At 38.4% G+C, this 12,156-nt stretch carries 8 protein-coding genes; 7 read left to right on the forward strand and 1 reads right to left on the reverse strand.

Annotation, left to right across the window (positions count from 1 at the left end; genetic code table 11):
• Positions 1–55: 55 nt before the first annotated feature.
• The 7 genes from BQ2683_RS05675 (at position 56) to BQ2683_RS05705 (ending at position 6,366) form a co-directional block, all read left to right on the forward strand.
• Positions 56–1,327, forward strand: coding sequence for a murein hydrolase activator EnvC family protein (locus tag BQ2683_RS05675; RefSeq protein ID WP_069988058.1), 1,272 nt, complete (start codon positions 56–58; stop codon positions 1,325–1,327).
• A 72-nt stretch (positions 1,328–1,399) separates the two neighbouring features.
• A complete protein-coding gene (locus tag BQ2683_RS05680) occupies positions 1,400–2,599 on the forward strand; it encodes a S41 family peptidase (protein ID WP_069988059.1) in 1,200 nt (399 codons plus the stop codon).
• A 362-nt stretch (positions 2,600–2,961) separates the two neighbouring features.
• Positions 2,962–3,597 (forward strand): nucleotide-binding protein, encoded by a 636-nt coding sequence (locus BQ2683_RS05685; protein WP_069988060.1) that lies wholly within the window; start codon positions 2,962–2,964, stop codon positions 3,595–3,597.
• 167 nt (positions 3,598–3,764) lie between these two features.
• Positions 3,765–3,989 (forward strand): 4Fe-4S dicluster domain-containing protein, encoded by a 225-nt coding sequence (locus tag BQ2683_RS05690; protein ID WP_069988061.1) that lies wholly within the window; start codon positions 3,765–3,767, stop codon positions 3,987–3,989.
• 9 nt (positions 3,990–3,998) lie between these two features.
• The gene (locus tag BQ2683_RS05695; RefSeq protein WP_069988062.1) at positions 3,999–5,054 is read left to right on the forward strand and encodes a 3-methyl-2-oxobutanoate dehydrogenase subunit VorB; all 1,056 of its coding nucleotides are present in this window, start codon (positions 3,999–4,001) and stop codon (positions 5,052–5,054) included.
• 2 nt (positions 5,055–5,056) lie between these two features.
• Positions 5,057–5,818: a thiamine pyrophosphate-dependent enzyme gene (locus BQ2683_RS05700; protein WP_069988063.1), complete on the forward strand. Its 762-nt coding sequence runs from the start codon at positions 5,057–5,059 to the stop codon at positions 5,816–5,818.
• On the forward strand, positions 5,815–6,366 hold the full coding sequence (locus BQ2683_RS05705; RefSeq protein ID WP_069988064.1) for a 2-oxoacid:acceptor oxidoreductase family protein: 552 nt from the start codon (positions 5,815–5,817) through the stop codon (positions 6,364–6,366). The genes BQ2683_RS05700 and BQ2683_RS05705 overlap by 4 nt, the downstream gene beginning before the upstream one ends.
• Before the next feature lie 403 nt (positions 6,367–6,769).
• Here BQ2683_RS05705 and BQ2683_RS05710 read toward each other — a convergent pair whose 3' ends face one another.
• The gene (locus BQ2683_RS05710; protein WP_069988065.1) at positions 6,770–11,878 is read right to left on the reverse strand and encodes a family 78 glycoside hydrolase catalytic domain; all 5,109 of its coding nucleotides are present in this window, start codon (positions 11,876–11,878) and stop codon (positions 6,770–6,772) included.
• Positions 11,879–12,156 lie beyond the last annotated feature (278 nt).

Raw genomic sequence — 12,156 nt, forward strand, 5'->3', positions numbered from 1 at the left:
GATGGATTTTATTAAAAAATAGAATAAAAGGCAATGATCAAGGAGGAATTACAATATGAAAAAACGTCATTTGACAAAGCTGCTTGCGATTGTTTTAGCAGCTACTATGTCAGTTGGTGTTTTACCGATTACTGTTTCTGCAACAAGTTCTTTGGATCAGGTTCAAAACAAAAAACAGCAGTTAGCAGAAAAGTTAGATGATTTGCAGGGAAAAAATAAAGAGTCTGCTGAATACCAGGCTGCTTTGGATGAGCAAATTGTTGTCATGCAGCAAGAGATTGATATCTATCAATCCCAAGAAGACAATTTGAACTCAGAAATTTCAGCAAAAGAAGCTCAAATTAGTCAATTAAATTCTCAGCTATTGGATACTCAGAGAGAAGTTGATGAAAAAAATGCTGAGATTGAGCAGAAGGAACAGGAAAAACAGAAAACAATCGATCAATTAAAAGAAAGAATGGTTGCGGACTATAAAGCAGGACAAACTACTACTTTGGATTTACTGTTGACCGCCGATGATTTTGGTGAATTTATGGCAAGTATGGAATATATCAAACGTATTGCCAAACATGACCAGGATTTAGTTGAAACTTTAACTCAACAAGTAGAGGAGATTAATCAGAATAAAAAAGAAGTAGAAACAAAATTATCAGAATTGGAAACACAAAAATCTGATTTAGAAGCTCAGTTGGATGAAGTACGTATCCAATATGATGAAGCATCTTCTGTCCGTGCGAGCAAAGAAGCGGCTCAGGCTGATTTAAACGCAAAAAAACAGCAAAGCATTCAATACCAAGGGGATATTCAACAAGAAATCCAAGAAATAGAAGAACAATATGAAAATGCTGGTCAACCCAATGGAACCAACCAAATAGAAACTGGAACAATCAGTGGCAGTGGTTATATGTGGCCAGTTCCTGGCAGAGCTATGGGTGATGGATATGGTTCTCGTGTATTGAACGGGAAAGTGGTAAATCATTGGGGTATAGATATTCCAGCTCCACTTGGTACCAATATTTGCGCTGCTAAAAGTGGTACCGTTGTAGTAAGTTTAGATGAAGAGTTCAATAAACAAGGATCAGGATATGGTGGATATGGTAGTGTTGTTGTTATTCAACATGACGACGGCTATTATACTTTATATGCACATGCCTCTGCACTTTTAGCATATGAAGGCCAAAGAGTAGAACAAGGTCAGGTAATTGCTAAAGTAGGACATTCAGGTCAGGCTTATGGAAACCATTTGCATTTTGAAGTACGGGATAGAACAAAAGAGCCTAAGACTGCAAGGAAATTAAATCCGCTTAATTTTGTTTCTCCTTCTTGAGTTTATCATAAAAAATCAGATTGAACTGTTCTTATTAATCTGCAAACCCGAAATCGGAAAGGTGTTTAAGGTATGAATAAAAAAATTTCATTAGGTGGGGCAATTGCGTTCTCAGCCATTGTTGCTGCAATTACCTTTATCATTACTTGGATTGCGTCCAGCAATGTATTTGATGGGTTAATGTCAAATGTATCTCAAAGGGATGCAATTTACCAGAAATTAGATGAAATTGATAAAACAGTACGTACCCATTATATTGGGGACTTAGATGAAACAACCTTGCAAAACTATATTGCCCGTGGCTATGTAGCAGGCACGGGGGATGATTATGCTACTTATTATTCTGCAGAAGACCTGAAAACATTACAGCAGGATCAACAAGGTTATGTTACCGGCATTGGCATTACCGGTAGCCAAGATGAAAGCGGATATATTAAAGTATTGACGATTTATGAGGGTTCTCCTGCTAGTGCAGCTGGAATAGAATCCGGCGATTTGATTGTTGCAATTGAGGGGAACGATGTAAAAACTTCCGGTTATAGTGTAGCAATGAAACAGCTACAAGGGGAAGCAGGTACTGTTGTAAAATTGACTGTGCGTCATAATGGACAGGATAATGAATTGGAATTAACCCGACAGAAAATGTCTATTCCTACTGTTTCTTATCGCATGATTGACGATAAAGGATATGTTAAAATATCTTCCTTTAAGGGGAACACAGTGGATCAATTTAAAACAGCGATAGAAGATTTACAGGCACAAGGAGCCCAAGGATTGATTTTTGACCTACGGGATAACACAGGTGGTACAATTGATAGTGTAACCAAAATTTTGGATCAGATTTTGCCAGAAGGAACTTTGGGAAACTACCGTTATAAAGATGGAAGTACAGAGGAATTAGGGTATTCCGATGCCACTAGTATTGACCTCCCAATGGTAATGATTGCAAACAATGAAACAGCCAGTGCTTCTGAGTTGTTTATTGCAGATTTAAAAGACTATGATAAAGCAAAATTGGTGGGAACAACTACATATGGTAAAGGGGTTTGCCAAACCTTATATACATTACAGGATGGGAGTGCTGTTAATATTACTTCTTGCTATTTTGACCCAGCTAAAACGGAAAACTTTAATGGCGTGGGAATCACTCCAGATTTTGAAGTAAAATTGTCCGAAGAGAGTCAAAAACTTTATGCTTCTGGTAGCCTGACAGATGAGAGTGATACTCAACTCCAAAAAGCAATTGAAGTATTAGAGACAGAAACTAAGTAGTAAATTAAAACAACAATCATAAAAATAACACAATAATACGTTATTTATTTTTATAAAAAAAGGTCTAAGATGATTAGGATATAGATTTACTTGTAATTTTGCAAAATTTATCGTATCGTATGTTACTTTTAGGGAAGAAAGACTTTTGCACTATTCTACGTTACGAATAAGAAACTATTTTCACTTTAAACTTGACAGTTTAATAGAGAGGGATTTATGATAGTGTGGTAGAAAAATTTTCATTATTAGTAAGGAAAAAATGAATAATACGGAAATAAGGAAAAGGCATGCTCTGCAATTTGTTTTCAATATTGTTTCAGAAAAATACAGTAAGGTAAAATCTTAGTGAGGGGGAATCATTTATGATGATACAATATCAACCGATTAATCTAGTAATGGGACCGTATGGCTCTGGAAAGACCACTTTTGCTGTCAGCTTAGCTTTAGAAATTGCGAAGCGGGAAAAAAACGTTACATTGGTTGACTTTGATACAGTAAATCCTTATTTTAGAAGTCACGATTATAAAAGCTGGTTGGAAGATAATAATATTCAGTTGATATCTACCAATTTTGCAGGGACAAATTTGGATATCCCATCTATTTCTGGTGGATTAGTATCCTGTTTACAGGATATAGAGCGATACATTGTGATTGATATGGGAGGAGATGATGTTGGAGCAAAGCCAATTGGAGGATATGCGGAGTTTATCAGAAGCCGTCCTCATATGGCATTTGTGCTATTTAATCAATACCGTCTGATTCCAGATTATCTGGAACAAGTTCATCAGATTGAAAGAGAAAGCAGACTAAATATCACTCATTTTGTAAACAATTCTAATTTAGGGGAAGAAACAACCTGGCAGGAGATTGAGAATAGTATCTTACCAGCAAAAGAAATGGCAAAACAGCTTGGTATTACATTTTGGGGTACTACAGCAATGCCAAGTTTTCAACAACATAATATTTTTCCATTGGTAAAACATCCATTTCTTTGGTAATATTGCAGTATAAATGGAAGGTTTTTTTGTTCATAATATCATAATAAAATCGCAATAGGATTGTGGTTAAATAGAATAATGTTATTCTAACAATGATTATTAAAATAACATTTACTTGATAAAATTATCATTTTAATAGAACAAATTATTTTGATAGGAGGAATTCTATGACTAAAATTTGGATTGACCACGAACAATGTAAAGGATGCGGTTTATGTACAACTGCCTGTCCAAAGCAAATTTTAAAATTATCTAATCATCGGTTTAACCAAAAAGGCTATCATACAGTGGAATTGATTGATGATGACGCTTGCATTCATTGTGGGATGTGTACGATTATCTGTCCAGATTGTGCCATTTTATTAAAAGAAGTAGTACAAACAAACAATTAGGAGGGACATATGGGACAAAGATATTTAATGAAAGGGAATGAGGCTCTAGCAGAATCCGCAATCCGTTCTGGATGCAAATGTTTTTTTGGCTATCCTATTACCCCTCAAACAGAAATTGCCGCTTATATGGCAAAACGGATGCCACAGATTGATGGTGGAGTATATTTACAAGCAGAATCTGAAATTGCGGCGGCAAACATGGTGCTAGGAGCTGCTTCTGCTGGCTTTCGGGCGATGACTTCCTCTTCTTCTCCAGGAATTAGCTTAAAAAGTGAGGCAATTTCTTATTTAGCGGCAAGTGATTTACCATGCCTAATTGTGAATATTCAGCGTGCTGGTCCAGGATTAGGAGGAATCCAACCTTCCCAATCCGATTATTGGCAGGCTACCCATAACGGACATGGAGATTTTCATTTATTAGTATTTGCTCCAAATAGCGTGCAGGAAATGGTGGACTTAGTGGAACATGCTTTTGATAAAGCAGACCAATATCGTATGCCAGCCATGATTTTAGGAGATGGTACCTTAGGGCAGATGATGGAGCCAATTGAATTCCGTCATGATATTCGGACAGATTTACCAGAAAAACCTTGGGCTGCTAATGGTCATCAAAATCAAAGGGAACATAATATTATCAATTCCTTATTTTTACAGCCTTCTGAATTAGAAAAATCCAATTTAGAGCGTTTTCAACGCTATGAAATGGTGAAACAAAAGGAGCAGATGGCAGAAGAATACCTAACTGAAGATGCAGATATTGTAGTGGTAGCTTTTGGAGCGACATCCCGTATTGCAAAATCCGCAGTACGCGCTGCTCGAGAGCAGGGAATAAAAGCTGGATTAATCCGGCCAATTACACTATGGCCATTCCCGGTCCAAGCATTAAAACGGTGTCATGCAAAAAAATTTTTAACAGTTGAAATGAATATGGGCCAGATGGTGGATGATGTGCGCTTAGCGATTGAATGCCGTTGCCCAGTGGAATTTTATGGACGTGTGGGAGGAATTATTCCAAAACCAGCTGAAATACTAGAACAACTGCAAAAAATGGCGAAGGAGGGATAACAATGGCTGGAGTAATGGAAAGACCAAAAGGTTTAACAGAGGTTACAACCCATTATTGTCCTGGGTGTACCCATGGAATTATCCATCGATTGGTTGCGGAAGTATTAGAAGATATGGATGTATTGGGACAGACAGTAGGTGTGGCTTCCGTTGGATGCTCTGTCATGGCCTATGATTATTTTAGTTGTGATATGGTACAGGCACCTCATGGACGCGCCCCAGCTGTTGCGACTGGTTTAAAGCGTGTTTTAGGAAAAGACAGCATTATTTTTACCTATCAAGGAGACGGAGATTTAGCGGCGATTGGGACTGCTGAAACAGTACATGCAGCAACTCGAGGTGAAAATATTACTATTATATTTGTAAATAATACCATTTATGGTATGACGGGAGGGCAAATGGCTCCTACTACGCTACCGGGACAGGTGACACAAACGACTCCTACAGGACGCCACGTAGAACAAGCAGGCTTCCCAATCCGTATGTGTGAAATGTTGTCCACATTAGATGGGGTTGCCTATGCGGAACGTGTATCTGTCCATGATGTAAAACATATTCTTCAAACCAAAAAGGCGATTCAAAAAGCATTTCAAACCCAAAAAGAAGGAAAAGGATTTTCGATTGTTGAGGTTCTTTCTACCTGTCCAACGAACTGGGGACAAACGCCAATAGAAGCATTAAAAAGGGTAGAAACGGAAATGATACCTTACTATCCTTTGGGCGTCTATCAAGACCGTACAGAGAAAGGGGTGTTTACTCCATGACAATGAATATGTTATTTGCAGGTTTTGGTGGGCAGGGAATACTGTTTGCAGGAAAAGTGGCTGCATATACTGGTTTGTTGGATGAAAAACAGGTTACCTGGTTACCTTCTTATGGTCCAGAGATGAGAGGCGGTACAGCCAACTGTTCGGTTTGTTTGAGTGAGGAAACTATTGGGAGTCCCTTGGTGGTAAATCCAAACCTGTTACTAGCAATGAATGGACCTTCCTATCATCGGTTTATACAGACAGTGCAGATGGATGGAATTACCGTATTTGATAGTAGTCTGATTACAGATGCTGTATATCAAAAGGGAATCCACCAATATGGGATTCCGGCTACTAAGATGGCTGATGATAATCAATTAAAGGGTCTTGCAAATATGATCTGCTTAGGTTATGTATTGCAATTAACTGGCTTTACTTCCAAAGAATCGTTGGAAAATGCCATTGAACATACTGTTCCACCCAAAAAAGCACATTTATTGGAGAAGAATAAACAGGCATTTTTGTTAGGATACAATTATCAGGGAAAGGAACTATCGAAATAGGATAGAAATAATAAATGTGTCCGTAAACCACATGTTTCTTGCAAAAATCTTATAACTGTTTTATCCAATGATAAATAGATATTTTATAAAAAGAAAGAACAATAGAATGGATTTAACATTGATTTGGGATTGTTATGAGTCAATAAGAGTGAGACATGAAATCACGAAGTTTATGGTACGATATTATTTACCTATAAAAGATGTTGTTTTCAATGGAATTAGTGGTTTATTTAAGATAAGAAAACATCTTATTTCTGTATAGAATGGAAAAAGATAGAGGAATTCCATTCTCATCGTCTGTAAAGTAGATAAATAACATTTGTTTTCGATATTTTCTATAGTAGATAATAGAAAAAGGGTAGTAGAAATTTTCTACTACCCTTTTTGTTACGATAAAACAGAATTATTTCCGTTTTTTCAGTAAGGTTACAGCTGTACCAGCCAATGCAAGAACCATAATACCAGCAATTGGAGCAACGTCACCTGTTTTGGCTGCGTTTGCTTTTGTTATGGTAGATTCTTGTCCTGTTTGTGTACCATCCGCTTTGTTGTCATCTGGTGTTTCGGTAGATGGTTTTTCTACTGCTACCAGACCTTTCATTGCTTCTTGTACTCTTTCTACTGCTGCGTCTACTTCTTCCTGGGTTGCATCTTCGTTCGCCATTACTGCGTTTGCTTCTGCTACTGCTGCTTGCAGTACTGCGTAGCTTTCCGCTGTATATGCGTTCGCATCTTTGCCGTTGGCTTCCGCAATTACTTTTTCCAGGATGGATTTATCTGCTTTGTATCTCAGGTTCAGCATCGCATTCAACAGATTGCTTTCTGCTGTTTCGATTTCTACCTGCATTGCATTGTCTTTATCCGCTAATAAATCTTGCGCTGTTTTCAATGCTTCTAAGAATTCTGCCTGACCTGCTTCTACATAGTCATTCATGTCATAGCCTTCTGCCAAGGATACCAGAGCTTCTAAGGAAGTAATATCTCCTTTGACAAAGCCCAGTTTATGGATTTCGGTCATTAATGCTTTCCATGCTGCATCTACTGCATCCTGACTTGCTGCTGGATCTGCCGCAATTTCTTTTGCTGCATCCAATGCTGCGTTGAAGGATTCCTGTACATCTGCGATAACATTGTTAAAGTCATCAGATGTTTTTTGTTCTTCTGCGTATACGATTACTTTGTTTAGGATATCTTTATTGGTTTCCACTGGTTCTACTGGTTTCTTTTCCAGTGCGTCATAAGCATTCTGCAGTGCTGTTACTGCTTCGTTAACTTGTTCCTGGGTTGCTTCTTCATTCGCAATCAGGTTTTTCGCTTTTTCCAGTTCTGCTACAAAGGTATTTTTTGCTTCTCCATCTACATACTGGTTCAAATCAGTATCTTTTACCTGGTTGTAGAGGGTTTCTAATGCTGTTTTATCTACTTCTGGTGGTTCTGGGGTTTCAACTTCATTGTAAATGCCCATTTCAGCCAACTGTAGATAGTAAGGTTCTCCTGCTGGAGGATCTCCTACACGTGTAACATTTAAGCGTATATAACGTGCATTTTGCAGTTCATCAAATGTCAATACAGCTGGTTTTCCTTCTGGAGCAGTATAATCGTTATAGGTTCCGATTGTAGTGTATTCAGAAGCGCCATCCGCTTTTACCTGTATGGTAAAGTCTTTTGGGAAGGATGGTGTTTTTCCATCCGCTGTTTTCACATCAGTTCTTGGATAGATATGAATGCGGTTAAATTCGGTGTTAGCACCCAAATCAATTTCTACCCAGTGGTTTACATCTGGAGTAGTGGTAGAAGTTGAGGTGTATCCCATACTACCTGTGGTAGAAATTTTATTGCCATCTGTTAAATATTTGTTATTCCAATCTGTGTTATTGATAGATGGACTGGAATTAACGGTTTTATTTAATGCTAGGTCCACACGCTCAATTTCTGAGTTGGTAACTGTTACGTTTGTAGTACCTTCGATGGTAAAGGTTACTTCATTTTTATCAGATTCTACTGCACCGGAGATGCTGGAGAATTGATAGTCAACATCGTTTACAGGTGTTACTTTTAATGTGATTTCATCGCCTGCTTTTACGGGTTCAGAGATTGGTAGTTTCTGCATTTCACCACCATTGATGGACACATAGCTAGCAGCCGCTGTGTTGGAATCGGCGATGTTTAATAAGTATTCACGGGTTACTTTTGTTTGAATGGTGTAATTACCGGAACCTACTTTAAACATTGCTTTATTGTCATCCATGCCAACAAATTCTACGCCTTCGGATTCGGCAATTGCTGCACCGTTTTCTGTAATATTATCGATACCGCCATCTTCTGTTGGAACATAGATAGTAGCTGTGGAGTTTGCAGGAACCTGTACATCCATTTGTAAGGTATTGTTGTCTACATATTTCCAATTACTGATAATTGTACCATATGGAGTTTCATAAGAAGTATTCGCAAATTCTAAGTCCCCACCCTGATATGGATTGATAGTTACATTTTTGTAACCAGGATTTGTTTCATCATACATAATACCGCCTACATAGTTGTAGAACCATTCACCAATAGAACCTAAAGAGTAGTGGTTGAAGGAGTTCATGCCAACATCACCGAATTGTCCGGTTTCTGCGATATAAGAGTTCCAACGTTCCCAAATGGTTGTTGCACCAGCTTTTACACTGTACAGCCAAGATGGGTAAGTGTCTTGTAATAATAGACGGTAAGCGACATCAGAGTAACCCATTTCTGTCAGCATTGGGCAGAGGTAAGCAACGCCGATAAAGCCTGTGGACAGATGCCAATCTTTTGCTTTGATATCTGCTACTAAGTAGTCAGCTGCTTTTTGTCTCGCTTCTTCTGTTGGTAATAAGTCAAATTTTAAAGCAACCAGATAGCTGGTTTGTGTTTGGCCTTTCACATGACCTTCTGCATCAACGAATTCTTTATTGAATGCGTCGCGTACTTCAAGGAATAAGTTGTGATAATATGTTGCGTCTTCTGTTTCTCCAATAACTTCTGCCATTTTGGATAACAGGTTAGCGCAGTATGCGAAATAACCAGTACCAATAACCTCTTTTGGAGTATCGGCGTTAATGGATAACCAGTCCCCATAAGCACTACAGCTGGAAGGTAAGATATGAGAATCTCCGCCCATAGTGTTGTAACGGTCTACCCATTTTTTCATTCCGTCATAGGATTGTCTGATAATATCTGTATTACCATAAGTGGTGTACATGGTCCATGGGATGATTACAACGGCATCGCCCCAACCGGAGTTACCAAAGGAACCACTCATGCCATCACCAGGTGTTACATAGTTTGGAGTCCAGTCAGCAACTGCACCATCTGCACGTTGGTTGGAAATAACATCTTCCATAAATTTTACAAAGAATTGGTTTACATCCATGTTCATGGAAGCGGTGCGAACAAATACCTGTCCGTCACCAGTATAGCCTAAACGTTCATCACGCTGTGGGCAATCGGTAGGAACGCTGATAAAGTTATCTCTCTGGCCCCAAGTAATATTGCTTTGTAACTGGTTTACCCATTCGTTAGAAGTAGTAAATGTACCAGTTGTTTCTTGCAAGGAGCTTAATGCAATCCCTGTAATATCTTCTGCAGTAGGAACTCCAGGATAACCGGTTACTTCAATGTAACGGAAACCGTGGAAGGTAAAACGTGGTTCATAAGTTTCACCGTTTTCATCACCTTTTAAGGTGTAGTAGTCGGTGGCTTTTGCGGAACGGAGGTTGTCTGTATATAGAGTACCATCCTGGTTCAGCATTTCACCAAAACGGAGTTTTACTGTTGTTCCAGCTTCACCTTTTACATGTAAGCGGGCAAAACCAGCAATGTTTTGTCCAAGGTCAAAGATATAAGTACCTTCGGAAGGATTGGTTACTTCAATTGGTTTAAATTCTTGGATTGCTTTTACGGTTGGTCCCATTTGAGCAACAATGTCACCATTATAGCTGGATTCTTTTGCAGAATACCAGGAAGAATCCTCCGTGTATGCTGTTGTGGACCAGCCTGGGATTTCCAGATTAGCATCATAGCTTTCACCGCCCTGGAAGTCATCCTCAATAATTGGTCCATTTCCGTTGATTTTCCAAGAAGAATCAGTTGCGGCAACAATTGCCTTTTCTCCATCTGCATATTCTACTTCTACTTGGCAGAGCAGTTTGGAGCCTGTACCGTAACGGTTATTACCGCCTACAAACAATTTACCAGAATACCAACCGTGTCCAGTCATTGCACCAATGACGTTTTTGCCTTGTTGCAACAAATCTGTTACATCAAATGTTTGATACATGACATAGTTGTTGTCGTCCTGGTTCAGTTCATAGTTTGTCCAGCCTGGGTTAAAGTAATCGTCGCTTACTTTTTGGCCATTTACTTCCAATTCGTAAATACCCAAAGCGGAAGCATGAATAGTTGCTTTTTTGATTTCTTTGTTGACATCAAATTCTTTACGGTACATTGGAGCGGAGCTCATGGAATCTTTTTGTAATCCCAAAGTATTATAAACTTCTAATTCTCCATTATTTACAGTACCAAAATTGAAGCTTCTATTGCCGTTATCAAAATTTTCAGAGAACAGAATATCATCTGTATCTGTGTCTTTTACAACGATATTGTCAAAGCTTCCGTGTTCATCACAGTCACCTGCATTGGTTACTTGACGGAAACCAATTTTTCCGTAAGCAGCTAAGTCGCTAGTGCGTTGATCAATTTGTATATCATCAATCCAAGTGGTGATTTGGTTGCCTTCCACTTGAATTTTGATATGATGCTGTTTTTGTTGGTCTTCTACTGGAATAACATCATCAATAGATTTTTCATCAATACAGCTTGCTGCATTGTTAACCCATTGGTGTGGGCGGAAGCTAGTTTTTCCATTAAATTTCTTTTCAAATGTGTTTACCTGCCACATTAAGAAATTGGAAGTGTCTTTTGCCGCAAAGATAATACCAATATCATCTTTGAGGATACGGAAATCCATTTCAACAGAATAATTTGCTGGAGATGGTTGTGCTCCCTCATCTAGTTCAATCCATTTTGCAGACCAATTTGTCTCCATTAAACCAGTTTCCCAGTAAGCTTCCTCACTAGAGGTTGCGGTGTTACCTTTATTGTCTGTAACAGTTACCTGCCAGAAATAGCGGGTAGTAGGCTGTAATGCCTCACCATTATAAACAATATTAACGGATTGATCGGATTCTACTACATTGGAATCCCATACATAAGGGCCATTTTTCAGGTTTTCTTGGCTGGTTGCGACCTGAATATGATAGGATTTTTGCGTTACACCGCGCTCAGAAGAATCAATTTTCCAACTGAAATTTGGTGTAGTGTTGTCAATCCCTAATGGGTTGACGGAGGACTCTACCTCCAGATTGGTTACAGAAAGAGCTGGATCTGCCGCAAACGCAGTAATATTTAATCCAACAACCATCTGTAACATCAGGCATACTGCTAATACCGCAGCAAGTATGGACCTGATTTTGCTTTTGGTCTTCATGTTCTTTTCTCCTTTCAGATTATATAATTTTAGGCACAAAAACCTATTTACCATTATATATCAAATTTGTGCATTATTTCAAGTTTAAATCAGCAAAACATATATTATAACTAATTATTTTTATATATTATAGTTCATAATGCTGATACTGTTTTATAAAAAAGAACCTTTGTATTATGCAAAGGTTCTTTTCATAACTATAATAGAAAATATTAGATATCCGTATTAGGCCGATTACCTTATTTCTCTCAGAATAGAATCTATCCCTGAACTGAAAG

The organism is Massilioclostridium coli (assembly GCF_900095865.1).
In the GTDB taxonomy this organism is placed as follows: Bacteria; Bacillota; Clostridia; order Oscillospirales; family Ruminococcaceae; genus Massilioclostridium; species Massilioclostridium facile.

Bases quoted from the DNA above. Each gene is read 5' to 3' on its own strand.
- BQ2683_RS05675 (WP_069988058.1), top strand. From the start codon at position 56: ATGAAAAAACGTCATTTGACAAAGCTGCTTGCGATTGTTTTAGCAGCT.
- BQ2683_RS05680 (WP_069988059.1), top strand. From the start codon at position 1,400: ATGAATAAAAAAATTTCATTAGGTGGGGCAATTGCGTTCTCAGCCATT.
- BQ2683_RS05685 (WP_069988060.1), top strand. From the start codon at position 2,962: ATGATGATACAATATCAACCGATTAATCTAGTAATGGGACCGTATGGC.
- BQ2683_RS05690 (WP_069988061.1), top strand. From the start codon at position 3,765: ATGACTAAAATTTGGATTGACCACGAACAATGTAAAGGATGCGGTTTA.
- BQ2683_RS05695 (WP_069988062.1), top strand. From the start codon at position 3,999: ATGGGACAAAGATATTTAATGAAAGGGAATGAGGCTCTAGCAGAATCC.
- BQ2683_RS05700 (WP_069988063.1), top strand. From the start codon at position 5,057: ATGGCTGGAGTAATGGAAAGACCAAAAGGTTTAACAGAGGTTACAACC.
- BQ2683_RS05705 (WP_069988064.1), top strand. From the start codon at position 5,815: ATGACAATGAATATGTTATTTGCAGGTTTTGGTGGGCAGGGAATACTG.
- BQ2683_RS05710 (WP_069988065.1), bottom strand. From the start codon at position 11,878: ATGAAGACCAAAAGCAAAATCAGGTCCATACTTGCTGCGGTATTAGCA.